Source organism: Streptomyces sp. NPDC003300, from assembly GCF_040610915.1.
GTDB lineage: Bacteria > Actinomycetota > Actinomycetes > Streptomycetales > Streptomycetaceae > Actinacidiphila.
Window position 1 is genome coordinate 24,399 of record NZ_JBEXNE010000042.1, and the last position, 25,065, is coordinate 49,463.

Below are 25,065 nucleotides of genomic sequence, written 5' to 3' on the forward strand. Positions count from 1 at the left end.
TCTCCCACGGGCCAACCGCCGTACCGGGCAGGGGCGTTCGCGCACCGGCGGCCCCTGCCGAGGACGGTTCAGCCGCTGCGGCGCAGCGCCTCGCTCAGCCGGGCCGCGGCGTCGATGACGGCCTGCGCGTGCATCCGGCCCGGGTGCCGGGTCAGCCGCTCGATCGGTCCCGAGACGGAGACGGCGGCGACCACGCGGTTGGAGGGGCCGCGGACGGGCGCGGACACCGAGGCGACCCCGGGCTCCCGCTCGCCGATCGACTGCGACCAGCCGCGGCGGCGTACGCCCGACAGCGCCGTGGCGGTGAAGCGCGCGCCCTGGAGGCCGCGGTGCAGCCGCTCGGGCTCCTCCCAGGCCATCAGGACCTGCGCGGCGGACCCGGCCTTCATCGGGAGCGTGGAGCCGACCGGCACGGTGTCCCGCAGGCCGGAAAGGCGCTCCGCCGCGGCCACGCAGATGCGCATGTCGCCCTGACGGCGGTAGAGCTGGGCACTTTCTCCCGTGACGTCCCGCAGGTGGGTCAGGACCGGGCCCGCCGTCGCCAGCAGCCGGTCCTCGCCCGCGGCGGCGGCCAGCTCCGACAGCCGCGGTCCCAGGATGAAACGGCCCTGCATGTCGCGGGCCACCATGCGGTGGTGTTCGAGCGCGACCGCCAGGCGGTGCGCGGTGGGGCGGGCCAGGCCCGTGGCGCCGACGAGGCCGGCCAGGGTGGCCGGTCCCGACTCCAGTGCGCTGAGCACCAGAGCCGCCTTGTCGAGAACGCCGACGCCGCTAGAATTGTCCATGCAACGATATTCGCGTCTCACACTGTGAAACGCAAGCTCAATTTTCCGGGGAAGCCGTCAGGCTGGGGGCACAGGGCAGGACCGCCGTGCTCCCGCGGAGACACCAGGGGAACCGACGGCGTCCGGCATACACGTGCACCACACACGAGTTGGCCCGCGAGGGTGCGGGCCGGAGGGACAGCGATGGGTAGGACACTCGCGGAAAAAGTCTGGGACGACCATGTCGTCCGCCGCGTCGAGGGCGAGCCCGATCTGCTCTTCATCGATCTTCACCTGCTCCACGAGGTGACCAGCCCCCAGGCGTTCGACGGGCTGCGGATGAACGGCCGACCGGTGCGGCGTACCGACCTCACCATCGCCACCGAGGACCACAACACCCCCACCCTCGACATCGACAAGCCCATCGCGGACCCGGTCTCCCGCACCCAGCTCGAAACGCTGCGCAAGAACTGCGCGGAGTTCGGCGTACGGCTGCACCCGCTGGGCGACGTCGAGCAGGGCGTCGTCCACGTGGTGGGCCCGCAGCTCGGGCTGACCCAGCCGGGCACCACCGTGGTCTGCGGCGACTCGCACACCTCCACGCACGGCGCCTTCGGCGCGCTGGCGTTCGGCATCGGCACCTCCCAGGTCGAGCACGTGCTGGCCACCCAGACGCTGCCGCTCGCGCCGTTCAAGACGATGGCGATCACCGTGGACGGCGAACTGCCCCCCGGCGTCACCGCCAAGGACCTGATCCTCGCCGTGATCACGCAGATCGGCACCGGCGGCGGCCAGGGTTATGTCATCGAATACCGCGGCTCCGCCATCGAGAAGCTGTCGATGGAATCGCGGATGACCGTCTGCAACATGTCGATCGAGGCGGGCGCGCGGGCCGGCATGATCGCCCCCGACCAGACCACGTTCGACTACCTGGAAGGGCGCGTGCACGCCCCCAAGGGCGCGGACTGGGACGCGGCGGTGGCGTACTGGAAGACGCTGCGCACCGACGACGACGCGGTCTTCGACCACGAGGTGCGGATCGACGCCGCCACCCTGGCGCCGTTCGTCACCTGGGGCACCAACCCCGGCCAGGGCGCGCCGCTGAGCGCGGCCGTGCCGGACCCGGCGTCCTTCGCCGACCCCGGCGACCGGCTCTCCGCCGAGAAGGCGCTGGAGTACATGGGCCTGTCCGCGGGCCAGCCGCTGCGCGAGGTCGCCGTGGACACCGTCTTCGTCGGCTCCTGCACCAACGGCCGGATCGAGGACCTGCGGGCCGCCGCGTCGGTCGTCGAGGGCCGCAAGGTGGCCGACGGCGTCCGCATGCTGGTCGTGCCGGGCTCCGTACGGGTCGCGTTGCAGGCCGTCGAGGAGGGCCTGGACAAGGTGTTCACCGCCGCCGGCGCCGAATGGCGGCACGCGGGTTGCTCGATGTGCCTGGGTATGAACCCGGACCAACTCGCCCCCGGCGAGCGCTCCGCGTCCACCTCGAACCGCAACTTCGAGGGACGGCAGGGCAAGGGCGGCCGTACGCACCTGGTCTCGCCGCAGGTGGCCGCCGCCACCGCGGTGCTCGGCCACCTCGCCTCGCCCGCCGACCTGTCCGACGCCCCTGTCCTGACGGAGGTCTGAGCCCCCATGGAAGCCTTCACCACGCACACCGGCCGGGCCGTACCGCTGCGCCGCGGCAATGTGGACACCGACCAGATCATCCCCGCGCACTGGCTGAAGAAGGTCACGCGCAACGGATTCGAGGACGGCCTGTTCGAAGCCTGGCGCAAGGACGAGAACTTCGTCCTCAACGCCCCCGAGCGGCAGGGCGCCACCGTGCTCGTCGCCGGACCCGACTTCGGCACCGGTTCGTCGCGCGAACACGCGGTCTGGGCCCTGCAGAACTACGGCTTCAAGACCGTGATCTCGTCCCGCTTCGCGGACATCTTCCGCGGCAATTCGCTGAAGAACGGCCTGCTCACGGTCGTATTGCCGCAGGAGACGGTGGAATCGCTCTGGAAGCTGGTCGAGGCCGACCCGCAGGCCGAGATCACCGTCGACCTGGTGGCCCGCGAGGTGCGCGCCGAGGGCCCCGGTGTGTCGCTGACCGAGGCGTTCGAGCTGGACGACAACGCCCGCTGGCGGCTGCTGGAAGGGCTGGACGACATCAGTCTGACCCTCGCCAACGAGGCCGACATCTCGGCGTTCGAAGCCGGCCGCCCGTCCTTCAAGCCGAGCACCGTGCAGGTCTGACCGACCCGTTCGGCCCTGTTCGGCCCCAAGAAGCGCCCTCTGCCCGTCCGCAGAGGGCGCTTCTGCGTGTCCGGGCGATGTCTGGGCCGGTCCCGAAGTGCCCGTGGGGGCGGCCCAGGAGGGTCCGTCCGGGCGGTCCAGGAGTGTCCGGAAAACGGCCCGGAACACCCGGTTGGCCCTGTCGCTCCCGACAACTCGCCGCAGATGGCACAATCGACGCATGGAACGCGACGGCCAACTCCAGCTCTACGGGGTTCTCGCCGCGCGTCTGAAGCAGGCGCATCTGCGCGTCGCGAATCCCGAAGTCCCTGATGGGACACGGCGGGAGTTGAGTCGCCGGCTGCTCGCGGTGACCGCTGTGGCGAAGCACGATCTCGCCGACGCGGCACGGCGCCTGGACGTGTTAACGGCTGAGTTGGACGACCTCGGAATCCCGGATCGCTGATCCCGTAGAGCACCGAGTTCGTTGCGGCACAAGGGTGATTCGCCCGTTTCGTATTTGATTTGCGGTATATATCCGCCTAGCGTGCGAAAAAGCCCGCACTCATTCGCCGGGCAAGTTTCCGAAGGGGAAGACGTGAACAAGGCGCAGCTCGTAGAAGCGATTGCCGACAAGGTAGGTGGCCGCCAGGCCGCCGCGGACGCGGTTGACGCGGTTCTCGACGCGATCGTCCGTGCGACGGTCTCGGGCGACCGGGTCTCGGTCACCGGTTTCGGTTCGTTCGAGAAGGTGGAGCGTCCGGCCCGTTACGCCCGCAATCCCCAGACCGGGGAGCGGGTCCGGGTCAAGAAGACCTCGGTGCCGCGGTTCCGCGCGGGTCAGGGCTTCAAGGACCTGGTCAGCGGCACCAAGAAGCTCCCGAAGAACGACGTCGCGGTGAAGAAGGCGCCCAAGGGCAGCCTCAGCGGCGGCGCTTCCACCACCACGAGGACCACCACCAAGAAGGCGGCGGCCAAGAAGGTCACCGCGGCCAAGAAGACGGTCGCGAAGAAGGCCTCCGCCGCCAAGAAGACCGCCGCGGCCAAGACCACGGCGGCCAAGAAGACCACCGCCAAGAAGGCCACGGCGAAGAAGACCACCGCCAAGAAGGCGGCGGCCAAGAAGGCCCCGGCCAAGAAGGTCGCCGCGAAGAAGGCCCCGGCCAAGCGCGCGACCGCCCGCAAGACCGCCGCCAAGCGGAGCGCCACCAGGTAGTAGTCCGTCCCACGGACCGCGACGGGCCGGGTTCCCCCAGGGGAGCCCGGCCCGCGCTCGTTTTTTTCGCCGCCTTCTCTCCTCCGGCGGCTTAGACCCGGTGTCGACGCTCCTCTTCGACGGTCGCTCGTTCCTCGCTCCCTGCTCATCGTCGCTTTCGACACCGGCGCCGCCTTCGGCTCGTCGGCTACCGGCGAACCGCCCTGCGTCAGGGAGCCCCTTCGCTACACCTTCGGTTCCGTCGAGTCCGGGAAGGTCTGGAGGGTGATGAAGACCACCCGGCGGGTGTCGGCGGAGCCGTCGGTGCGGATGCGGACGCGCTGGCCGGGGCGCAGGAGGCGCAGGCCGCCCGCGTCGAAGGCGGCGGCGTCGAAGGGCAGCGGCGTCCCGTCGTCGAGGAGCACGCTGCCGCCGCGGGTCTCGGGGTCGTAGGTGAACGCGGTTGCCTGCATGGGCCGCAGCCTAGTGCCCGGCCCCGGGGAGACCGCCGGTCACGGCACGGGTGCCCGGCCCGGCCGGTGGTTCAGTCCGCGATCAGCAGCCCGGCGGCGGCCAGCGCCGTACGCTCGCCGACGCCCAGGGCCAGGGCCGCGCGCAGGTCGTCGCCGGTGTCCACGTCCTGCCGCACCGACGGCACCCGTCGCAGGGCGATCTCGCGGGCCCCGGTGGCCAGGTGGCGGGCGCGGGAGGCGCCGCCGAAGGCGGGGGAGAGGGCCGAACCGCGCGGAGCGGCGAGCAAGGTTGTCCCCACACCGGCCGCGTCGGCCAGAAAAGCCCGCTCCTGGCCGCCCGCGGCCTCCCGGAGCACCCACGCCAGCTCAGCGGGCCGCAAGGCCGGGAGATCGCCGTTCAGCGCCGCGACCGCCGCGTACGGATCGCGGGCCCGCACCCGGTCCGCCCCGTACCGCAGCGCGGCGTTCAGCCCCGCCGCCGGGGCGTCGGGCACCACGAAGGCACCCAGGGCGGCCAGCTCCGCCCCGGCCCGCTCGTCGTCCGTGACCACGGTCACGTCGGCCACCTCGGCGCAGGCCAGCGCCGCCGCGACCGTGTCCAGCGCGAACGCCAGGGCCAGCGCGGGCCGTACCGCACCGGCCGCCGTGGCCAACCGGCTCTTGGCCACGGCCAGCGGCTTCAGCGGCACGACAAGGGACCACTTCCAGGTCACATCTATCGCCACCGCACCATTGTGCGGCCTTCCCCAGGCGCCCCACGGGCCGCCGGGCCCTGGCGTTAACGTGTCCATAGCCGCAGACTTGTGCGGCTGCCGCACGGGTGGTGCTGCGCGAGCCTCTACGAGCGCAGCGTCACAGCAACGAAGAGGAGTCCTGGTGTCCCGCCGCAGAATCGGTTTCTGGTACCGCCTGGCGGCCGTCATCGCGAAACCGCCGCTCATTGTGCTGTTCAAGCGGGACTGGCACGGAATGGAGCACATTCCGGCCGACGGCGGTTTCATCACGGCGGTGAACCACAACTCGTACCTGGACCCGCTGTCGTACGCGCATTTCCAGTACAACACCGGCCGCGTCCCCCGCTTCCTGGCCAAGGCGGGGCTCTTCAAGCCCTTCTTCGTCGGCACGATGCTGCGCGGCACCGGCCAGATCCCCGTCTTCCGCGAGACCACCGACGCCGCGAACGCCTTCCGCGCCGCCGTCGACGCCATCAACTCCGGCGAGTGCGTCGCCTTCTACCCCGAAGGCACCCTCACCCGTGACCCCGACATGTGGCCGATGGTCTCCAAGACCGGCGTCGCCCGCGTCGCGCTGCTCACCAAGGCGCCCGTGATCCCCGTCGCCCAGTGGGGCGCCAACGAGGCCGTGCCGCCGTACGCCAAGAGCAAGCGCGTACGCCTGCTGCCGCGCAAGACGCTGCGGGTGCTCGCGGGCGAACCCGTCGACCTGACCGCGTTCTACGGCCAGGACCCCACCCCCGACGTGCTGCGCGCCGTCACCGAGACCATCATGCTCGCGGTCACCGCGCTGCTCGCCGAGGTACGCCAGGAACCCGCGCCCGCCGGTCTCTACGACCCGCGCAAGGCACGGGAGGGCGCATGACGGTCCGCTGCGCCGTCTACGGCACCGGCTCCTGGGGCACCGCCTTCTCGATGGTCCTCGCCGACGCCGGGTGCGAGGTGGCGCTCTGGGGCCGCCGCCCCGAGCTGACCGCGGCGATCAACGCCGACCGCAGGAACCCCGAATACCTCCCCGACCTCGAACTGCCCGCCGCCGTCACCGCCACCGCGGACCCCGCGGAAGCCGCCGCCGACGCCGAATTCGTCATCCTGTGCGTCCCGTCCCAGACGCTGCGCGCCAACCTCGCCGACTGGGCACCGCTGCTGCGCCCCGACGCGGTCCTGGTCAGCCTGATGAAGGGCGTCGAACTGGGCACCGCCAAGCTGATGAGCGAGGTGATCGAGGAGGTCGCCAAGGCAGGACCCGACCGCGTCGCCGTCCTGTCGGGCCCCAACCTCGCCCCGGAGATCGCCGCCAGGCAGCCCGCCGCCGCCGTCGTCGCCAGCCGCGACGAAGCCGTCGCCCGCCGCTTCCAGGCCGCCTGCCACACCGGCTACTTCCGCCCGTACACCAACACCGACGTCGTCGGCGTCGAACTGGGCGGCGCCGTCAAGAACGTCATCGGCCTCGCGGTCGGCATCGCCGACGGCATGGGCCTGGGCGACAACACCAAGGCGTCCCTGATCACCCGCGGCCTGGCCGAGACCACCAGGCTCGGCATGGCGATGGGCGCCGACGCGCACACCTTCGCCGGCCTCGCGGGCATGGGCGACCTGGTCGCCACCTGCTCCTCACCGCTGTCGCGCAACCACACCTTCGGCATGAACCTCGGCCGCGGCATGACCCTGGCCGAGACCATCGCCGTCACCAGCCAGACGGCCGAGGGCGTCAAGTCCTGCGAGTCCGTGGCCGATCTGGCCCGCAGGCACGGCGTCGACATGCCGCTGACGGACACCGTGGTCGACATCGTGCACAACGGGAAACCGCCCGTCGTGGCCGTACAGGAGTTGATGTCACGCTCCGCCAAGCCGGAACGGTAGGGTCATCGCGACATGAGCAACCTTGCATCCCACGACAGCTCCCAGAGCCCTGACCGGCGCGAATCCGGCCCGGACCGGCCCGCGGACCCGTCCGCGGACCGGCGCGTGGTAGGCCACGCGAGCGAGAACTACCCGCGCAAGCCGCGGGTCGCGGTCGTCTTCGGCGGACGCAGCTCCGAGCACGGCGTCTCGGTGGTCACCGCGGCCAGCGTGCTCAGCGCCATCGACCGCGACAAGTACGACGTCCTGCCCATCGGCATCACCACCGAGGGCCGCTGGGCACTGACCGCGGACGCCCCCGAGCGGATGGCCATCGCCGACCGCCGGATGCCGACCGTCGAACAGGTCACCGACCACGAGGGCGCCGTCATGCTCCCGGTCGACCCGGCCAACCGCGAGGTCGTCTACACCGAAGCGGGCGCCGTCCCCAAGGCGCTCGGCGAGGTCGACGTCGTCTTCCCCATGCTGCACGGCCCGTACGGCGAGGACGGCACCCTCCAGGGCCTGCTCGAACTCTCCGGCGTCCCGTACGTCGGCGCGGGCGTGCTCGCCTCCGCCGTCGGCATGGACAAGGAGTACATGAAGCGCGTCTTCACCTCCTTCGGCCTGGCCGTCGGCCCCTACACCGTCATCCGCCCCCGCGAATGGGAACGCGACAGCGACGCCGTACGCCGCAAGGTCACCGACTTCGCCGCCGAGCACGGCTGGCCGCTGTTCGTGAAGCCCGCCCGCGCCGGATCGTCCTTCGGTATCACCAAGGTCGAAGGCCCGGAAGGGCTCGACGCGGCCATCACCGAGGCAAGGCGGCACGACCCCAAGGTCATCGTCGAGGCGCTGCTGCGCGGACGCGAGATCGAATGCGGCGTCCTGGAGTTCGAGGACGGCCCGCGCGCCTCCGTACCGGCCGAGATCCCGCCGGTCACCAGCCACGCGTTCTACGACTTCGAGGCGAAGTACATCGACTCCGCCGAGGGAATCGTTCCTGCGCCGCTCACCGAGGAGCAGACCGCCGAGGTACGGCGGCTCGCCGTCGAGGCGTTCGAGGCCGCGTCCTGCGAGGGCCTGGTCCGCGCCGACTTCTTCCTGCTGGACAGCGGGGAGTTCGTCATCAACGAGATCAACACGATGCCGGGCTTCACCCCGATCTCGATGTACCCGCGGATGTGGCAGGAGACGGGCGTCGACTACCGGCAACTGGTCGACCTGCTCATCCAGGCGGCGCTGCGCCGCTCGACCGGCCTGCGCTAGCCCGCCGGGGCCGCGCCTGCGCGCGGCCTTCGGACGGACAGCCGAACCCCGAGGGGGGTCAGACCCCCTCGGGGATCGTGCGCTTGATCGCGTCCGCGAGATCCGTCAGCGGACTGATGTCATGGGCGAAACGCTTCGGCAGAGCCACCTCGACATACGCCTTGCGCAGCGTCGTCGTCATCAGCACCCCACCGTCGGCTCCCTGCTCCACCGACCAGGAGACGCCGTCCACCTCGGCGCCGTAAGTGGAGGGGTCCGCGTCGGCGGCGGGCCGCGGGACACCGCAGCGCAACACGATCGGCGGATTGCCCCACCCGGCTGTCAGCTCCGATTCCGGCTTGAGATCATGCCGGGAGAGACCGTCGACCTTCGCGGGCAGATCGCCGTACAGCGCGTGACAGTATCCGGCGACACGTGCGTCAGGAACCGGTACGGCGATCGCTTCGTCCGTACCGGACGTGAACGCGTAGACCGCCGCCGCAGAAAGGCACGCGACGGCGGACACGGCGGTCAGTACAACTCGGCGATACAGCATCACCGGTGAGCATAGTGGGGGCTAGATATGGACGACGGGGCAGGTCAACGTTCGAGTGATGCCGTCCGCCTGCTGGACTTTGGCGACCACCATGCGGCCGAGATCATCGACCGTGTCTGCTTGGGCCCTGACGATGACGTCATAAGGACCGGTGACGTCCTCGGCCTGAATGACTCCTTCGATCTTGGAGATCACCTCCGCTACTGCCGAGGCTTTGCCGACCTCGGTCTGGATCAGGATGTACGCCTGTACCACGGAACCTCCAGGGCGGCTTCGAGGATCATGTGGGAAGGGGGACGCCACGTTATCGCGTCGTCGCGCACAGCGGGGAGACCCGCGCGGTACCTGACCCCCGTATTGACGGGTCTCACGCCCGTATTGACGGGAAACACGCAGCAGAACCGGCTCAGGCCGCGACTCGAGGGGACGTTGGGATGAAGGGGACTGTGGGCGAGTTGGGCGAGTTCGGGCTCATCAGGGAGTTGACCTCCCGGCTCACCACCACACCCGCGGTGAAAATCGGACCGGGTGACGACGCGGCCGTGGTCGCCGCGCCCGACCGCCGGGTGGTCGCCACCACGGACGTCCTCATCGAGGGCCGCCACTTCCGCCGCGACTGGTCCACCGCCTACGACGTGGGCCGCAAGGCCGCCGCGCAGAACCTCGCCGACATCGCCGCCATGGGCGCCTTCCCCACCGCCGTGCTGCTCGGCCTCGTCGTCCCCGCCGAACTCCCCGCCACCTGGGCCGTCGAACTCATGGACGGCATCCGCGACGAGTGCCAGGTCGCGGGAGCGGCCGTGGTCGGCGGCGACGTCGTACGCGGCGACACCATCACGGTGGCCGTCACCGCGCTCGGCGACCTCCGCAGCCGCGAGGCCATCACCCGATCGGGTGCCCGCGCGGGCGACATCATCGCCGTCACCGGCTGGCTCGGCTGGTCCGCCGCCGGACTCGCCGTGCTCTCCCGCGGCTTCCGCTCCCCGCGCGCCTTCGTGGAGGCCCACCGCCGCCCGGAACCGCCGTACCACGCGGGCCCCGCGGCGGCCGAACTCGGCGCCACCGCCATGACCGACGTCAGCGACGGCCTGGTCGCCGACCTCGGCCACATCGCCGCCGCCAGCGGCGTCGACATCGACCTGCGCTCCGCCGACATCGACGTACCCGCCCAGATGTCCGACATCGGGCAGGCCGTGGGCGTCGACCCGCTGCACTGGGTGCTCACCGGCGGCGAGGACCACGCGATCGTCGCCGCCTTCCCCCGCGATGTGAAGCTGCCCGCCCGCTGGCGGGTCATCGGCGCCGTCAGCGCCCCCGCGGGCCGCACCCCGCAGGTCACCGTGGACGGCGCGCCCTGGGACAAGGCGGGCGGCTGGGACCACTTCGGGGACGAGGAGTGACCCTCCCGAACCCCGGCCTCCCGAACCCCGCCGTCCCGAACCCCGGCCTTCCGCGCCCCGCCGTCCCAGACCCCGGCCTCCCGCGCCCCGCGCCTGTGCGGGCGGCCCCCGCCCGGGTGCTCACCGTCGCCGGATCCGACTCCGGCGGCGGCGCGGGCGTCCAGGCCGACCTCAAGACGATGCTCGCCCTCGGCGTGCACGGCATGAGCGTGCTCACCGCCGTCACCGCGCAGAATTCGCTGGGCGTGCACGGCGTCTGGGACCTGCCGGAGGCGGCCGTACGCGCCCAGTTCCACGCCGTCGTCGGCGACATCGGGGTGGCGGCGGTCAAGACCGGCATGCTCTCCTCGGCAGCCCTCACCGAGACCGTCGCCGGTCTCCTCGCCGCTCTGGACGGCCGCGTCCCCGTCGTCGTCGACCCGGTCGGGATCTCCAAGCACGGCGACGCGCTGCTCGCCGAGGAAGCCGTCGAGACCGTACGCACCCGGCTGCTGCCGCTCGCCACCGTCGCCACCCCCAACCTGGACGAGGTCACCCAGCTCACCGGTCGTACCGTGCACGACGAGGCCGGCATGCGGGCCGCCGCCGACGCCGTACTCGCCCACGGGCCGCGCTGGGTCCTGGTCAAGGGCGGCCACCTCGCCGACAGCCGCTCGGCCGAGGCCGTCGACCTGCTCACCGACGGCGCCGCCGAGCACTGGTACCGCGCCCCGCGGCTCGACAACCGGCACACCCACGGGACCGGCTGCACCCTGGCCAGCGCGATCGCCTGCCACCTCGCCCTCGGCCGCGACGTGCCGGACGCCGTCGGACGGGCGAAGACGTACGTGACCGGCGCCATCGCGGCGGGCTTCCCGCTCGGCGCCGGGACCGGCCCCGTCGACCACGGCTGGCGCACGCGCTGAGCCGTCACCCGAGCCGCACGGGCACCCGTACAACGCAAGAAAACCGGCCCACCCTGAGGTGGACCGGCATTCGAGTAGCCGCTAAGGCTGCGCTGCTACGACGTGATGTACGACGACGCGTCAGCGCGAGACCTTACCGGCCTTGATGCACGAGGTGCAGACATTGAGGCGCTTCGGCGTCCGCCCGACCACTGCACGCACGCGCTGGATGTTGGGGTTCCAACGACGCGGGGTACGGCGGTGCGAGTGGGAGATGCTGTTGCCGAAGCCCGGCCCCTTGCCGCAGACGTCGCAGTTGGCAGCCACGGGTCACTCCAAAGACTTCAGATGCACTTACGATGAAAAGCCTGAGAGAGCCCCAGGCAACCGGAGCAGCATACAACGACCGCTCCCGTACAACGAAACTACCATGGTCCGCGGGTGCCCAGATCCGGACGCCCGCCCCCGTGACCGGGGTCACCACCAGGCCGTTTCCGCGCGGTCACGGGCGGCCCCGTCGCCGCCCGGCCCGCTCCCGACCGCCCCGAAAGGGCCTAGGCTCACCTGGCAGTTCCCGATATCCCGGTGTTCCGCAGGAGGACCTGTTGCCGCCCTCGCTCGACGCTTCCGCGGTGCTCGCCTGGTGCCGCCTCTCGCTCCAGGCACTGGGCAGGGCCCGCGAGGAGATCGACGCGATCAACGTCTATCCCGTCGCGGACGGGGACACCGGCACCAATCTGTACCTGACGTTCGAGTCCGCCGCGCAGGCCGTGGAAGCGGTCTTCGACGCGCACGCGACGGCCGCCGCCCCCGCGACCCGGCCGACCCTCCCCGACGTGCTCCGCGCCATGTCGCACGGCGCCCTCATCGGCGCCCGCGGCAATTCCGGCACGATCCTCGCCCAGCTCCTGCGCGGCATGAACGAGGCGGTCGCCTCGCCCGCCGACGCCCCTGAACGGATCGGGGCCGCCGAACTGCGGCGGGCCCTGCGGATCGCCGCGGAATCGGCGTACGACGCGGTCGCCCGGCCGGTCGAGGGCACGATGCTCACGGTGGCCGTCGGCGCGGCCGACGCCGCGGAGGCCGCGACGGGCGGCGTCGACGAGGTCGTACGGGCCGCGTACGCCGGAGCGCGCGCCGCGCTGGCCGCCACCCCGGGACAGCTCGGCGTGCTGCGCCGCGCGGGAGTGGTCGACGCGGGCGGCCTCGGCCTGGTCGCCGTGCTCGGCGCGCTGGCCGACGCCGTGACCGGCGATGCCCCGGAACAGCCCCTGGCCGGAACGGACTTCCGCGCCGGGCACACCGTCCCGGTCGAGGACGAGGACCTGTGTCCCGACGACGCGGTCCCCGACGGCCCCGCCTTCGAGGTGATCTTCCTGCTGGAGGCCGCCGACTCCGCCGTCACCCTGCTGCGGGCCCGGCTCGACGCGCTCGGCGACTCCCTCGTCGTCGTGGGCGGCGACGGACTCTTCCACGTGCACGTCCACGTGGACGACGTCGGCGCCGCCATCGAGGCGGGCATCGAGGCCGGCCGCCCGTACCGCATCCGCGTCACCCACTTCGCCGACCAGACCAGGCCGCGCACCGAACCCGCGCACCGCGCCGTCGTCGCCGTCGTCCGCGGCGACGGCCTGTCGGAACTGTGCGCCCGCGCCGGGGCCACCGTCGTCGCCGTCCGCCCCGGCGAACAGCCCGCCAGCGGCGAGATCGCCGCCGCCATCCGCCGCGCCCACGCCCTTGAGGTCGTCCTGCTGCCCAACGACCGCGACCTGCGGCACGCGGCGGGCGCCGCCGCGGAACAGGCCCGCGCAGACGGCGTCCGGGTCGCCCTCATCCCCACCCGCTCCGCCGTCCAGGGCCTGGCCGCCCTCGCCGTCCACGAGCCCTCCCGGCGCTTCGACGAGGACGTCGTCGCCATGACCTCCGCCGCCGGAGCCACCCGCTACGCCGAACTCGCCGTCGCCGAGCACCGCTCCTGGACCTCGGCCGGCATCTGCCAGGCCGGCGACATCCTCGGCCTCATCGACGGCGACGTCTCCGTCATCGGCACCACGCTCGCCGGTACCGCCACCGCCGTCCTGGACCGCATGCTCGCCGCCGGCGGCGAACTCGTCACCCTCATCCCGGGACCCGACGCCCCCGCCGACCTCACCGCCCACATCGAGTCCCACGTCCGCGAGGCCCACCTGGCGGTGGACACCGTGACCTACGAGGGCGGCCAGGGCACCTGCCCCCTGCTGGTGGGCGTCGAGTAACCCGTCCCTCCCGCGGACCGCCGCGCGGACCTGCCCGAGGGGGATTTGTCGGTGGGGTGCGCCAAGATAGATCCCGATGTCGAACCCCATGGACGATCCGCTGCGGAAAATCGTCGGTGACCGTACCGCGAAGGTGCTCGCCGACCACCTCGGGCTGCACACCGCCGGTGACCTGCTGCATCACTATCCGCGCCGGTACGCCGAGCGCGGGGAGCTGACGCGGCTGGCGGATCTGCCGGTGGACGAGTACGTCACGGTGGTGGCGCAGATCGCGAAGGCGGACAAGCGGATGTACGGCCGCGGGTCCGGGGTGCGGCTCGAAGTCGTGGTGACCGACGGCAGCGGTTCGCTGACCCTGGTGTTCTTCAGCAAGGCGGCGCACGCGCACGCCCACCGGCTGATCCCGGGGCGGCGCGGGATGTTCTCGGGGAAGGTCTCGGTCTTCAACCGGACGCGCCAACTGGCCCACCCGGACTACCAGTTGCTGGACGCGGACGAGGGGGCGGAGAAGGACGCGCTGGACGCGTTCGCGAACCGGCTGATCCCGCTGTATCCGGCGTGCAAGCAGATCACCTCGTGGCGGATCGGGCAGGCGGTGGACACCGCGCTCAACTCGCTGACGGCGATCGGCTGGGAGGGCGTGGGGGAGCCGCTGCCCGCGGCGCTGCGCGAGGCGCGCGGGCTCGCGCCGCTGCCGGAGGCGCTGGAGCGGATCCACCGGCCGCGGACGAAGGCGGACATCGCGGCGGCCAGGGACCGGCTGAAGTGGGACGAGGCGTTCGTGCTCCAGGTGGCGCTGGCCCGCCGCAGGGCGGCGGACTCCGCGCTGCCCGCGGTGCCGCGCCGGCCGGGCCGGGACGGGCTGCTGACGGCGTTCGACGCGAAGCTGCCGTTCACGCTGACCGACGGCCAGCGGAGGGTGTCGGGCGAGATCTTCGAGGACCTGGCGGCCGAGCACCCGATGCACCGGCTGCTCCAGGGCGAGGTCGGCTCGGGCAAGACGATGGTGGCGCTGCGGGCGATGCTCGGGGTGGTGGACGCGGGCGGCCAGGCGGCGATGCTCGCGCCGACCGAGGTGCTGGCCCAGCAGCACCACCGCTCCGTCACCGAGATGATGGGCGAACTGGCCGAGTCCTCGGGCATGCTGGGCGGCTCGGACCTCGGGACGAAGGTCGTGCTGCTGACCGGTTCCATGGGGACGCCCGCGCGGCGGCAGGCGCTGCTCGACCTGGTGACGGGCGAGGCCGGGATCGTGATCGGCACGCACGCGCTGATCGAGGACAAGGTGAAGTTCCACGACCTGGGCCTGGTCGTGGTCGACGAACAGCACCGCTTCGGCGTGGAGCAGCGGGACGCGCTGCGCGCCAAGGCCGCCCAGCCGCCGCACCTGCTGGTGATGACGGCCACCCCGATCCCGCGGACCGTCGCCATGACGGTCTTCGGCGACCTGGAGACGTCCGTACTGGACCAACTGCCCGCCGGGCGCTCGCCGATCGCCACCCATGTCGTACCGGCGGCCGAGAAGCCCCACTTCCTCAGCCGGGCCTGGGAGCGGGTACGGGAGGAGGTCGAGGGCGGCCACCAGGCGTACGTGGTGTGCCCGCGGATCGGCGACGAGGAGGAGGGCAAGGGGAGCGGCAAGGCCAAGGCGGCCAAGAAGGACAAGGAGCCGGGGCCCGACGACGACGAGCGCAGGCCGCCGCTGGCGGTGCTGGACGTCGCCGAGCAGATCGCCCAGGGGGCCCTGCGCGGGCTGCGCGTCGAGGTGCTGCACGGCCGGATGCAGTCGGACGCCAAGGACGACGTGATGCGCCGCTTCACCGCGGGCGAGGTGGACGTCCTGGTCGCCACCACGGTCATCGAGGTCGGGGTGAACGTGCCGAACGCCACCGCCATGGTGATCATGGACGCCGACCGCTTCGGCGTCTCGCAACTCCACCAGCTGCGCGGCCGGGTCGGCCGCGGCTCCGCGCCCGGCCTGTGCCTGCTGGTCTCCGAGGCGCCCGAGGCGACCCCGGCCCGGATGCGCCTGGACGCGGTGGCCGGGACGCTGGACGGCTTCGAACTCTCCGAGATCGACCTCCAGCAGCGCCGCGAGGGCGACGTCCTCGGCCAGGCCCAGTCCGGCAGCCGCTCCTCGCTGCGGGTGCTCACCGTCATGGACGACCGCGACGTCATCGAGGCCGCCCGCGAGGAGGCCACCGCGGTCGTGACCGCCGATCCCGAACTCACCGCGCACCCCGATCTCCGCAGCGCCCTGGACAGCCTGCTGGACGCGGACCGCGAGGAGTATCTGGAAAAGGGGTAGCCGGGCCGGGGCCCGTATCGTGGGGCGCGTCGGACCAGGTCCCCGCACCGGAAGTGAGTTCCATGACCCGCGTGATCGCCGGCGCCGCCGGGGGGCGGCGCCTCGCCGTACCGCCGGGCGACGGCACCAGGCCGACGTCCGACCGCGCCAAGGAGGGGCTGTTCTCCACCCTTCAGTCGCTGCGCGGCACGCTGGAGGGGGCCAGGGTGCTCGACCTCTACGCGGGCTCCGGCGCGGTCGGCCTCGAAGCGCTCTCGCGCGGCGCCGAACACGTCCTGCTGGCCGAGGCCGAGCCCAGGGCGGCGCGAGTGATCAGGGAGAACGTGGCGGCGCTGAAACTGCCCGGCGCCGAGGTGCGCTCGGGACGCGCGGAGAAGATCGTCGCGGGACCGGCGCCGCGGCCGTACGACGTGGTCTTCCTCGACCCGCCGTACGACGTCGAGGACGGCGAACTGCGGGAGATCCTGCTCACACTCCTGGCCAATGACTGGCTGACGGAGGAAGCGCTGGTCACCGTGGAGCGCAGGACCCGGGGCGGCGAATTCGGCTGGCCCCCGGGTTTCACGGGCCTGCGGTCCCGGCGGTACGGCGAAGCGACGCTTTGGTACGGTCGCGCCGCCCGGGTCACCGCCGGGTCATGAGCCCGCGGAGTCGACATGAACCCGCACCATGAGCCGTAGCACCCGCCGTACGGAGAGCGAGGAACCACTCTTGCGCCGCGCCGTCTGTCCGGGGTCCTTCGACCCCATCACCAACGGACACCTCGACATCATCGCCCGCGCCTCACGGCTGTACGACACCGTGTACGTCGCCGTGATGATCAACCAGTCCAAGCAGGGCCTGTTCACCATCGAGGAGCGCATCGCGCTGATCGAGGAGGTCACGGGCGACCTGGGCAACGTCAAGGTCGAGTCGTTCCACGGCCTGCTGGTGGACTTCTGCAAGCAGCGCGAGATCCCGGCCATCGTGAAGGGCCTGCGCGCGGTCAGCGACTTCGACTACGAGTTGCAGATGGCCCAGATGAACATCGGCCTCACCGGTGTCGAGACCCTCTTCGTCCCCACCAACCCCGCCTACAGCTTCCTGTCCTCGAGTCTGGTCAAGGAAGTCGCCCAATGGGGCGGCGACATCTCCCACTTGGTGCCGTCCGTCGTCCTCGACGCGCTCAAGCCCAAACTCCGACAGCGCTAGGCTCTCCCCCGTGGACGTCCAGAAGAAGCTCGATGAGATCGCGGCCACCGTGGCTAACGCCCGGTCGATGCCGATGTCGGCCTCCTGCGTGGTGAACCGTGCCGAGCTGCTCGCCATGCTCGACGAGGTCGCCGCCGCGCTTCCCGACTCCCTCTCCCAGGCGCAGGCACTGCTCGGCGACCGGGAGACGATGGTCGGGGAGGCCCGAGCCGAAGCCCAGCGGATCATCGAATCGGCCCACGCCGAACGCGGATCGCTGGTCTCCGACACCCAGGTGGCCCGCCAGTCGCAGGACGAGGCGGAGCGGATCGTCGCCGAGGCGCGCCGCGAGGCCGCCGAGATCCGCGCCGAGGCCGACGACTACGTCGACAGCAAGCTCGCCAACTTCGAAGTGGTCCTCACCAAGACCATCGGCTCGGTCGACCGCGGCCGGGAGAAGCTGCTCGGCCACGACCCCAACGGCTACGACCAGGGTTACGACCAGGCCGAGGAGGACGCGGACGCCCCCGAGCGCAGCGCCGACCCGGAGACCCTGCGCCGCCGCGCCGACGAGTACGTGGACGCCAAGCTGGGCGCCTTCGAGGCCGTCCTGAGCAAGACCCTGGAGGCCGTCGGCCGCGGGCGCCTGAAGCTCACCGGCCACAATCCGATCGACGACCTCGCCGCGCAGATGGCCGCGCAGGACGCCGCGGACGGCGACGGCGAGCACGGCGGGCAGCGGCAGAGCGACGCCGACTACATGGCGGGCCTGGCCGCGCCCACCGCCCCCGAGCAGGCCGACCTGGCGCAGTACGGCTACGACCCGGCCCCGCAGCAGGCCGCCGCCGCGGCGGCTCCCGGCTACGGCTATTCGCAGCAGGACACCGCGTACCAGCAGGGCGGCTACCAGGGCGACAGCGGCTACCGGCCCGAGTACCAGCAGGCCGCCGCCGACTCCGGCGCCTACGTCGACTACGGCACCCAGGCCCAGGACCCGTACGGCCAGCAGCAGCCCGCGTACCAGCAGGACCCGGCGGCCGGCTACGGCTACGAGCAGCAGCAGTACGACCAGCAGATCCCGTACCAGCAGCAGGGCTATCCGCAGCAGCAGCCGCAGGGGCAGCAGCCCGCGGCGCTGGACGAGACCAGCTTCTTCGACACCGGACTGATCGACCTCAACCGGCTGAGAGAGCTGGAGCAGGGCCGCTGAGGACGCCCGCGGGAGCCTGCCGGCGGCCCCGGACAGGCTCCGTTTGGGTGCGGGCGGGGTGGTCCAGTATCCTGTCACTTCCAGCCGTGTGAATTCCCGGCGCTTTGGCCTGCCCGCCCGCAAGGGTCGCCCGCGAGGGCCGCGGGGCAGGCCGTACCGATGAAAGCAGGAAGCCCTGAACACCCGCCTCGACCACCGCAACCCACTCGTGTTCGACACACACGAGCTGGGCCGGCGTCCTGGTGCGATGAGGAAGGTCTCCCGCTCGGTGCCGGCCCCCAAGGACCTCGGCCTCGTCGATGTCATCGGGGTGCCGGAGGGCGCCACGGTCGAGCTGGAGCTCCGCCTGGAGTCGGTCATGGAGGGTGTGCTGGTCACCGGCACCGCCCATGCGCCGGTCACGGGGGAGTGCGTAAGGTGTCTGGAGCCCGTCGAGCGTGAGCTGGACGCGGAATTCCAGGAGATGTTCTCCTACCCCGACGCCGACACCAGGACCGCCCGCAAGGACGAAGCCGGTGACGACGCCGAGGACGAGGACGCGCTGGAACTCGAGGACGATCTCTTCGACCTCGAACCCGTACTGCGCGACGCGGTGGTGCTCGCACTGCCGTTGCAGCCGGTGTGCCGGGAGGACTGCGAAGGGCTGTGCTCCGAATGCGGAGTTCGCCTCGCGGACGACCCGGACCACCACCACGAGGTCACCGACATCCGGTGGGCGGCCTTGAAGGATCTCAACCAGAGTTTCGGTACCGACCATGGTGCCGACGAGAACCAGGAGAAGTAGCCGTGGCTGTTCCGAAGCGGAAGATGTCGCGCAGCAACACGCGCCACCGCCGTTCGCAGTGGAAGGCTGCGCCCGTGAGCCTGGTGGCGTGCGAGCGCTGCCACGAGCCGAAGCTCCAGCACATCGCGTGCCCGAGCTGCGGCACGTACAACCGCCGTCAGGTCATCGACGTCTGATCGGCAGGTGACAGGCTCCATGTCAGACGCCTCAGCGCCACAGTCGGCCACGGCGGACAAAGCCTCGTCCCCCACGCTTCTGGAAGGGCGGCTCGGGTACACCCTCGAGCCCGCCCTTCTGGTGCGTGCGCTGACCCACCGCTCGTACGCGTACGAGAACGGCGGGCTGCCCACCAACGAGCGGCTGGAGTTCCTCGGGGACTCCGTGCTCGGCCTGGTGGTCACCGACACCCTCTACCGCACCCACCCCGACCTGCCCGAGGGCCAACTGGCCAAGCTGCGGGCCGCGGTGGTCAACTCGCGTGCCCTGGCGGGCGTGAGCCGCGGGCTCGACCTCGGCGCGTTCATCCGCCTGGGCCGGGGCGAAGAGGGCACCGGCGGCCGGGACAAGGCATCCATCCTCGCGGACACCCTGGAAGCCGTCATCGGCGCGGTCTATCTCGACCAGGGGCTCGAAGCGGCCTCCGAGCTGGTGCACCGGCTCTTCGACCCGCTCATCGAGCAGTCCTCCAACCTCGGTGCGGGACTGGACTGGAAGACCAGCCTCCAGGAACTCACCGCAGCCGAAGGGCTCGGCGTTCCCGAGTACGTGGTCACCGAATCAGGACCCGACCACGAGAAGACCTTCACGGCTGCCGCCCGCGTCAGTGGCGTCGAGTACGGCACCGGCACCGGCCGCAGCAAGAAGGAAGCCGAGCAGCAGGCGGCGGAGTCCGCCTGGCGCTCCATCCGCGAAGCCGCCGCCTCAGCGGCGAGCTGAGCCCCGAAGGGGCGCGGGAACCGCGCGATCGGCCGCGACGCGGCCGCAGGTCACCACCGGCCCCGGCGGGGCGGGCCGGTCGTCTCCCGACCACCGGCCGTGGGGGGCCTGCCGCGCGGTTCCCCGCGCCCGTGGCAGGGGCACACGCACCCGCGTGGACCATGAGGGGATGTCATGCCGGAGCTGCCGGAGGTGGAGGTCGTCCGGCGCGGACTCTCGCGCTGGGTCTCGGGCCGCACCGTCGAGACGGCCACCGTTTTCCATCCGCGGGCCGTACGGCGGCACGTGGCCGGGCCCGAGGACTTCGCGGCGCGGCTCAAGGGCGCGGCGATGGGCGAGGCGCACCGCAGGGGCAAGTATCTGTGGCTGCCGGTCACCGAGGACCTGTCGCTCATGGCCCACCTGGGGATGAGCGGTCAGCTTCTGGTGCAGCCGCAAACCGCGGCGGCCGAGACCCACCTGCGGATCCGTATCCGTTTCCAGGACACCCTCGGCACCGAACTGCGCTTCGTCGACCAGCGCACCTTCGGCGGGCTGTCCGTGCACGAGGCGGTGCCGGGCGCGGCGGACGGCCTCCCGGCGGTCCTGGCGCACATCGCGCGCGACCCGCTGGACGACGCCTTCGACGAGGACGCCTTCCACACGGCGCTGCGCCGCAAGCGCACCACGATCAAGCGGGCGCTGCTCGACCAGTCGCTGATCAGCGGGGTCGGCAACATCTACGCCGACGAGGCGCTGTGGCGCACGCGGCTGCACTACGAGCGGCCGACGGCGTCGATGACCAGGCCGCGTACGGCGGAGCTGGTCACGCACATCCGCGAGGTGATGGGCGACGCGCTCGCCGCGGGCGGCACCAGCTTCGACAGCCTGTACGTCAATGTGAACGGTGAATCGGGCTACTTCGACCGGTCGCTGGACGCGTACGGCCGTGAGGACGAGCCGTGCCGCCGCTGCGGCACACCGATCAGGCGCCGGCCGTGGATGAACAGGTCGAGCTACTTCTGCCCGCGCTGTCAGCCGGTGCCGCGCTCCGCGTCGTAGCGCTCGCGCGCGGCCAGCACCTCCGGCATCCGGCCCTCGACCAGCGCGATCAGTGACAGCAGGCGCGCGGCGGTGTCCCGGCCGAGCGGGGTGAGCCGGTATTCGACGTGCGGCGGATTCGTCGGCCGCGCGTCCCTGACGACCAGGCCGTCGCGCTCCAGCGCGTGCAGCGTCTGCGACAGCATCTTCTCGCTGACCCCGTCCACGCGGCGGCGCAGCGCGTTGAACCGCAGCGTGTCCTCGTAGAGCGCGCCCAGCGTCAGGCCGCCCCACCGCCCGGTGACGTGCTCCAGCGTCCCGCGCGACGGGCAGGAGCGCGCGAAGACGTCGAAGGCGAGCCCGCCGTCGTCCTTCACGGTGGCCCCGGCGCACTCCGCCGTCCGGTCGCTGTCTGCCATACGCCCAGCGTACCCCCGCACAGCGCTCACCTCAGGGGTGCGCGATCCCCCGGTTAGCGCCCTGGCCAGGGCGGCTCCGGCTCCCACGGCTCCCACGGCTCCACAGGCCGCGACGGCTCCAGCGGCCTCAGAAGCCGAAGTCCTGGGTCCACCAGGGGCCGCCGCTGCCGTAGTGGATGCCGACGCCGAGGGTTTTGTAGTCGCAGTTGAGGATGTTGGCGCGGTGGCCGGGGCTGTTCATCCAGGCGTCCATGACGGCCTGGGCGGTGGCCTGGCCGCGGGCGATGTTCTCGCCGCCGAGGTTGGTGATGCCCAGGGCCTTGGCGCGGTCCCACGGGGTCTTGCCGTCGGGGTCGGTGTGGTCGAAGAAGCCGCGGGCGGCCATGTCCTCGCTGAACGCCTGCGCGAGGCCGTCGAGGGAGGAACTGGCGGTGAGCGGCGAGCAGCCCGCGCTCGCCCGCTGGGTGTTGACCAGGGAGAGGATCGCCGCGCGGGCCGCCGTGACGGCGTCGGCGGAGGCCGGGGCGGCGGTCGTGGGCGGCTGGGTGCGGGCCGCGGTGGTGGTCGGCACCGGGGTGGTGGGCGCGGCCGTCGTACGGGTCGGCGTGGGGGCGGCGGCCGGGCTGGTGGCCGTACGGGACGGCGTCGCCGTGTTCGACCGCATCGTGCCCGGCTTCGACGGCGTACCGGAGGACGGGGTACCGGGGGAGCCGGTGGTCTGCCCGGGGGTCGGCACCGTGCTGTCGCCCAGCGGCGAGGGCATGTCGCTGCCGTCGCGCGACGGGTCCGCCGGGCCGTCGGCCTGCGTGTGGCCCGCGTCGCCCTGGCGGTAGTCGAGACCGGCGGTGAGGCCGCTGAGCATCCCGGAGGACGCGGCGACCGCGCCCACGGCCATCGCGGCCGACGTGGCGAGCAGTCCGGTACGGACCGGGTGGTGCTTACGGCGCCCGCGGTGCGAGCGGGGTCCCGTCTCCGGCGCTGCCGGTTGCGCATGACGGCTGTGACGGCCCATCCTTCGCGCTCCTCTGGTCGGCTCGGTTCTGGCGGCCCGATTCGGCGGATTAACCCGAACGGGTGACCCCGTTGTCGGGTGACTGTAGCGAATGACGCCGCCCGCCGATGTGCTGCTGATCCAACTGGCGGGATAGCGTGCGGACATGAACGAAGATGTCCGGCTCACCGCGTGGGTGCGCGGCCGCGTCCAGGGCGTCGGCTTCCGGTGGTGGACCCGGGCCACCGCCCTGGAACTGGGCGGCCTCGTCGGCTACGCGGGCAATCTGGGCGACGGCCGGGTCCAGGTCGTGGCCGAGGGCACGCGCGAACAGTGCGAGCGGTTGCTGGAGTGGCTGCGCCGCGGGGACACGCCCGGACGGGTCGACGGAGTGACCGAGATCTGGGGCCGGCCGCGGGGCGGATACGAAGGTTTCGAGATCCGCTGAGCAATTTGGTTGCCATACGACGATCGCCGTGTCAGGCTGCCCCCATCGAGCATGATCCCTATGCCACGCGGGCAGCCCGCGGCGCCGTCAGCGCCGTGTTTTCTGAGGCGGACCCGACGACTGGGCTGTGATCGTGTTGACCGTCCCGTTATTTGGTGAGACTCTGGAAGCCCCGCGCATCGTGGCTCCAGGATTGTTCAGCGGCGGTCACGGCACTCACCCTGCGCGGGCGAGCAACCCTCACCCACGACCCAAACCGCATTCGGTCGGTCACTCAGCGTGGAGGACCATCCATCATGGCAAAGGCGCTTCTCGGTTACGTCGGCGGTCCCGACCCGCGACTTCTCGCCGAGATGCGAAGGCTCCAGCAGCGCGTTCAGGATCTGGAATCCGAGCTTGTCCGGATGCAGGCCGAGAACGACGCTCTGACTGTCGCATCGCACGAAGAGTCGCTGCTCAGCAGCATCGACGTATCTCGCGCGGAGCCCGTGCTCGCCTGAACCGGTCCCCGGCCCGGACAGGTGTCCCCGGACACCGCCTGAGAATCTGCAGAATCCGCGAGGGACGCTTCGGCGTCCCTTTCGTCATTCCGCGCGCTGTCCCCTCGCCCTGCTCCCCACCCGCTCCCCGCCTGGACGTCGCTTCTTAACGCATGATGTGCCCTGCGCCTTCCTCGGTGAAACCGAGGACGGCTAGTAGAGTCGACCGGCGTGCATCTCAAGAGCCTCACGCTGCGCGGTTTCAAGTCGTTCGCCTCGGCGACGACCCTGCGCTTCGAACCCGGAATCACCTGCGTCGTCGGCCCCAACGGGTCCGGCAAGTCCAATGTGGTGGACGCGCTGTCCTGGGTCATGGGCGAGCAGGGGGCCAAGTCGCTGCGCGGCGGCAAGATGGAGGACGTCATCTTCGCCGGCACCACGGGCCGCCCCCCGCTGGGCCGCGCCGAGGTGTCCCTGACCATCGACAACAGCGACGGCGTCCTGCCGATCGAGTACGCCGAGGTCACCATCACGCGGATCATGTTCCGCAACGGCGGCAGCGAGTACCAGCTCAACGGCGACACCTGCCGCCTGCTGGACATCCAGGAACTTCTCTCCGACTCCGGTATCGGCCGCGAGATGCACGTCATCGTCGGCCAGGGCCAGCTCGACTCCGTACTGCACGCCGACCCGATGGGCCGCCGCGCCTTCATCGAGGAGGCCGCGGGTGTGCTCAAGCACCGCAAGCGCAAGGAGAAGGCGCTGCGGAAACTGGACGCGATGCAGGCCAATCTCGCCCGTGTGACGGACCTCACCGGTGAGCTGCGCCGCCAGCTCAAACCGCTCGGCCGCCAGGCCCAGGTCGCCCGCCGTGCCGCCGTCATCCAGGCCGACCTGCGCGACGCCCGGCTGCGGCTGCTCGCCGACGACCTGGTCACGCTGCGGGAGGCGCTGAGCGCCGAGGTCGCCGACGAGGCCGCGCTCAAGGAGCGCCGCGACGCCGTCGAGACGGAACTGGCCGCCGCCGTCCAGCGCGAGGCCCGCCTGGAGGAGCAGGTACGCGCCCTGTCGCCGCGGCTGACCGACGCGCAGGCCACCTGGTACGCGCTGTCCCAGCTCGCCGAACGCGTACGCGGCACGATCGGCCTCGCCGAGCAGCGGCACCGGCACGCCACGTCCCAGCCCGCCGAGGAGCGGCGCGGCCGGGACCCGGAGGACATGGAACGCGAGGCCGCCCGCATCCGCGAGCAGGAGGCCGAGCTGTCCGAGGCGCTGGACGCGGCCCAGCGCGCCCTGGACGACACCGTCGACCACCGCGCCGAGCTGGAGCGCCGGCTCGCCGAGGAGGAGGCCCGGCTCAGGACCGCCGCCCGCGCCATCGCCGACCGCCGTGAGGGCCTGGCCCGGCTGCACGCCCAGGTCAACGCCGCCCGCTCCAAGGCCGCCTCCGCCGAGGCCGAGATCGGCCGCCTCGCCGCCGCCCGCGACGAGGCCCGCGACCGGGCGGAGTCCGCGCAGGGCGAGTACGAGGAACTGCGCGCGCAGGTCGACGGCCTGGACGCGGACGACTCGGAGCTGGAGGAGCGGTTCCAGGCCGCGCGCCGCGAACAGGCCGCGGCGGAGGAGGCGTTCAGCGCCGCGCGCGAGGCCGCCACCGCGGCGGAGCGCCGCCGGTGCCGTCCTTGCGGCGGAGCGACGGCGCGAGCGCGTCCCGGCGGGCGGCGACGGC

Annotated in this window: 29 protein-coding genes; 21 read left to right on the forward strand and 8 right to left on the reverse strand. The window is 71.9% G+C overall.

Annotated elements, in window-relative coordinates:
- Positions 1-68: 68 nt before the first annotated feature.
- Positions 69-785 carry an IclR family transcriptional regulator NdgR gene (ndgR, locus tag ABZX65_RS34565; protein WP_188284974.1) on the reverse strand — a complete coding sequence of 239 codons (717 nt, stop codon included), beginning with the start codon at positions 783-785 and terminating at the stop codon, positions 69-71.
- Positions 786-968: 183 nt separating this feature from the next.
- On the opposite strand from ndgR, the gene leuC reads away from it, so the two are divergent.
- The 4 genes from leuC to ABZX65_RS34585 all read left to right on the forward strand — a co-directional run bounded on the left by leuC (position 969) and on the right by ABZX65_RS34585 (position 4,200).
- On the forward strand, positions 969-2,393 hold the full coding sequence (gene leuC, locus ABZX65_RS34570; RefSeq protein ID WP_355349424.1) for a 3-isopropylmalate dehydratase large subunit: 1,425 nt from the start codon (positions 969-971) through the stop codon (positions 2,391-2,393).
- 6 nt (positions 2,394-2,399) lie between these two features.
- Positions 2,400-3,005: a 3-isopropylmalate dehydratase small subunit gene (gene leuD, locus ABZX65_RS34575; protein ID WP_355349427.1), complete on the forward strand. Its 606-nt coding sequence runs from the start codon at positions 2,400-2,402 to the stop codon at positions 3,003-3,005.
- Positions 3,006-3,225: 220 nt separating this feature from the next.
- On the forward strand, positions 3,226-3,450 hold the full coding sequence (locus ABZX65_RS34580) for a hypothetical protein (RefSeq protein ID WP_188284977.1): 225 nt from the start codon (positions 3,226-3,228) through the stop codon (positions 3,448-3,450).
- A 132-nt stretch (positions 3,451-3,582) separates the two neighbouring features.
- Positions 3,583-4,200, forward strand: a complete 618-nt coding sequence (locus tag ABZX65_RS34585; protein WP_355349430.1) for an HU family DNA-binding protein — start codon at positions 3,583-3,585, stop codon at positions 4,198-4,200.
- Between the two features lie 224 nt (positions 4,201-4,424).
- On the opposite strand, the gene ABZX65_RS34590 is transcribed toward ABZX65_RS34585, so the two are convergent.
- Together ABZX65_RS34590 and cofC are read right to left on the reverse strand one after the other, a co-directional pair.
- The gene (locus tag ABZX65_RS34590) at positions 4,425-4,652 is read right to left on the reverse strand and encodes a hypothetical protein (RefSeq protein WP_355349433.1); all 228 of its coding nucleotides are present in this window, start codon (positions 4,650-4,652) and stop codon (positions 4,425-4,427) included.
- 71 nt (positions 4,653-4,723) lie between these two features.
- Positions 4,724-5,377, reverse strand: a complete 654-nt coding sequence (cofC, locus tag ABZX65_RS34595) for a 2-phospho-L-lactate guanylyltransferase (protein ID WP_355349436.1) — start codon at positions 5,375-5,377, stop codon at positions 4,724-4,726.
- Between the two features lie 151 nt (positions 5,378-5,528).
- On the opposite strand from cofC, the gene ABZX65_RS34600 reads away from it, so the two are divergent.
- From ABZX65_RS34600 to ABZX65_RS34610, 3 genes are read left to right on the forward strand one after another with little or no spacing between them, the layout of a single operon-like run.
- The gene (locus ABZX65_RS34600; protein WP_355349439.1) at positions 5,529-6,251 is read left to right on the forward strand and encodes a lysophospholipid acyltransferase family protein; all 723 of its coding nucleotides are present in this window, start codon (positions 5,529-5,531) and stop codon (positions 6,249-6,251) included.
- Positions 6,248-7,249 carry an NAD(P)H-dependent glycerol-3-phosphate dehydrogenase gene (locus ABZX65_RS34605; protein ID WP_355349442.1) on the forward strand — a complete coding sequence of 334 codons (1,002 nt, stop codon included), beginning with the start codon at positions 6,248-6,250 and terminating at the stop codon, positions 7,247-7,249. The genes ABZX65_RS34600 and ABZX65_RS34605 overlap by 4 nt, the downstream gene beginning before the upstream one ends.
- Before the next feature lie 12 nt (positions 7,250-7,261).
- Positions 7,262-8,497, forward strand: a complete 1,236-nt coding sequence (locus ABZX65_RS34610; protein ID WP_355349445.1) for a D-alanine--D-alanine ligase family protein — start codon at positions 7,262-7,264, stop codon at positions 8,495-8,497.
- A 58-nt stretch (positions 8,498-8,555) separates the two neighbouring features.
- Here ABZX65_RS34610 and ABZX65_RS34615 read toward each other — a convergent pair whose 3' ends face one another.
- The gene (locus ABZX65_RS34615) at positions 8,556-9,002 is read right to left on the reverse strand and encodes a DUF3515 domain-containing protein (protein WP_355349448.1); all 447 of its coding nucleotides are present in this window, start codon (positions 9,000-9,002) and stop codon (positions 8,556-8,558) included.
- 51 nt (positions 9,003-9,053) lie between these two features.
- Positions 9,054-9,287: an Lrp/AsnC ligand binding domain-containing protein gene (locus ABZX65_RS34620; RefSeq protein WP_188284985.1), complete on the reverse strand. Its 234-nt coding sequence runs from the start codon at positions 9,285-9,287 to the stop codon at positions 9,054-9,056.
- Positions 9,288-9,466: 179 nt separating this feature from the next.
- Here ABZX65_RS34620 and ABZX65_RS34625 point away from each other — a divergent pair, with 179 nt between their 5' ends.
- Entirely contained in the window at positions 9,467-10,432 is a 966-nt protein-coding gene (locus tag ABZX65_RS34625; RefSeq protein WP_355349451.1) for a thiamine-phosphate kinase, read from the forward strand.
- Positions 10,433-10,548: 116 nt separating this feature from the next.
- A complete protein-coding gene (gene thiD / locus ABZX65_RS34630; RefSeq protein WP_355349485.1) occupies positions 10,549-11,337 on the forward strand; it encodes a bifunctional hydroxymethylpyrimidine kinase/phosphomethylpyrimidine kinase in 789 nt (262 codons plus the stop codon).
- 120 nt (positions 11,338-11,457) lie between these two features.
- Here thiD and rpmB read toward each other — a convergent pair whose 3' ends face one another.
- Positions 11,458-11,643 carry a 50S ribosomal protein L28 gene (gene rpmB / locus ABZX65_RS34635; RefSeq protein ID WP_028426177.1) on the reverse strand — a complete coding sequence of 62 codons (186 nt, stop codon included), beginning with the start codon at positions 11,641-11,643 and terminating at the stop codon, positions 11,458-11,460.
- 278 nt (positions 11,644-11,921) lie between these two features.
- On the opposite strand from rpmB, the gene ABZX65_RS34640 reads away from it, so the two are divergent.
- From ABZX65_RS34640 to mutM, 9 genes are all read left to right on the forward strand, one after another.
- The gene (locus tag ABZX65_RS34640) at positions 11,922-13,571 is read left to right on the forward strand and encodes a DAK2 domain-containing protein (RefSeq protein ID WP_355349455.1); all 1,650 of its coding nucleotides are present in this window, start codon (positions 11,922-11,924) and stop codon (positions 13,569-13,571) included.
- Positions 13,572-13,647: 76 nt separating this feature from the next.
- Positions 13,648-15,879, forward strand: a complete 2,232-nt coding sequence (recG, locus tag ABZX65_RS34645; protein WP_355349458.1) for an ATP-dependent DNA helicase RecG — start codon at positions 13,648-13,650, stop codon at positions 15,877-15,879.
- Positions 15,880-15,941: 62 nt separating this feature from the next.
- Positions 15,942-16,520, forward strand: a complete 579-nt coding sequence (gene rsmD, locus ABZX65_RS34650; RefSeq protein WP_355349461.1) for a 16S rRNA (guanine(966)-N(2))-methyltransferase RsmD — start codon at positions 15,942-15,944, stop codon at positions 16,518-16,520.
- Between the two features lie 70 nt (positions 16,521-16,590).
- The gene (coaD, locus tag ABZX65_RS34655; RefSeq protein ID WP_355349488.1) at positions 16,591-17,070 is read left to right on the forward strand and encodes a pantetheine-phosphate adenylyltransferase; all 480 of its coding nucleotides are present in this window, start codon (positions 16,591-16,593) and stop codon (positions 17,068-17,070) included.
- A gap of 10 nt (positions 17,071-17,080) precedes the next feature.
- Entirely contained in the window at positions 17,081-18,259 is a 1,179-nt protein-coding gene (locus ABZX65_RS34660) for an ATP synthase F0 subunit B (protein ID WP_355349464.1), read from the forward strand.
- Between the two features lie 175 nt (positions 18,260-18,434).
- On the forward strand, positions 18,435-19,043 hold the full coding sequence (locus ABZX65_RS34665; RefSeq protein ID WP_355349491.1) for a YceD family protein: 609 nt from the start codon (positions 18,435-18,437) through the stop codon (positions 19,041-19,043).
- 2 nt (positions 19,044-19,045) lie between these two features.
- Positions 19,046-19,219, forward strand: a complete 174-nt coding sequence (gene rpmF, locus ABZX65_RS34670; protein ID WP_188281855.1) for a 50S ribosomal protein L32 — start codon at positions 19,046-19,048, stop codon at positions 19,217-19,219.
- 19 nt (positions 19,220-19,238) lie between these two features.
- A complete protein-coding gene (gene rnc / locus ABZX65_RS34675; RefSeq protein WP_188281856.1) occupies positions 19,239-19,979 on the forward strand; it encodes a ribonuclease III in 741 nt (246 codons plus the stop codon).
- Between the two features lie 174 nt (positions 19,980-20,153).
- A complete protein-coding gene (mutM, locus tag ABZX65_RS34680) occupies positions 20,154-21,020 on the forward strand; it encodes a bifunctional DNA-formamidopyrimidine glycosylase/DNA-(apurinic or apyrimidinic site) lyase (protein WP_355349468.1) in 867 nt (288 codons plus the stop codon).
- Here the strand turns inward: mutM and ABZX65_RS34685 are convergent.
- Complete coding sequence (locus tag ABZX65_RS34685) at positions 20,993-21,418, reverse strand: helix-turn-helix domain-containing protein (protein ID WP_355349471.1); 426 nt, start codon at positions 21,416-21,418, stop codon at positions 20,993-20,995. The genes mutM and ABZX65_RS34685 overlap by 28 nt on opposite strands.
- Positions 21,419-21,545: 127 nt before the next feature.
- On the reverse strand, positions 21,546-22,430 hold the full coding sequence (locus ABZX65_RS34690) for a CAP domain-containing protein (RefSeq protein ID WP_355349475.1): 885 nt from the start codon (positions 22,428-22,430) through the stop codon (positions 21,546-21,548).
- 145 nt (positions 22,431-22,575) lie between these two features.
- Between ABZX65_RS34690 and ABZX65_RS34695 the strand changes: the two genes are divergently transcribed.
- From ABZX65_RS34695 to ABZX65_RS34705, 3 genes are all read left to right on the forward strand, one after another.
- Positions 22,576-22,857, forward strand: coding sequence for an acylphosphatase (locus ABZX65_RS34695; RefSeq protein ID WP_355349478.1), 282 nt, complete (start codon positions 22,576-22,578; stop codon positions 22,855-22,857).
- Positions 22,858-23,153: 296 nt separating this feature from the next.
- The gene (locus ABZX65_RS34700) at positions 23,154-23,357 is read left to right on the forward strand and encodes a hypothetical protein (RefSeq protein WP_188281861.1); all 204 of its coding nucleotides are present in this window, start codon (positions 23,154-23,156) and stop codon (positions 23,355-23,357) included.
- A gap of 210 nt (positions 23,358-23,567) precedes the next feature.
- Positions 23,568-25,065, forward strand: a 1,498-nt coding sequence (locus ABZX65_RS34705) for an AAA family ATPase (protein ID WP_355349481.1), incomplete at its 3' end; no start/stop codon positions are given.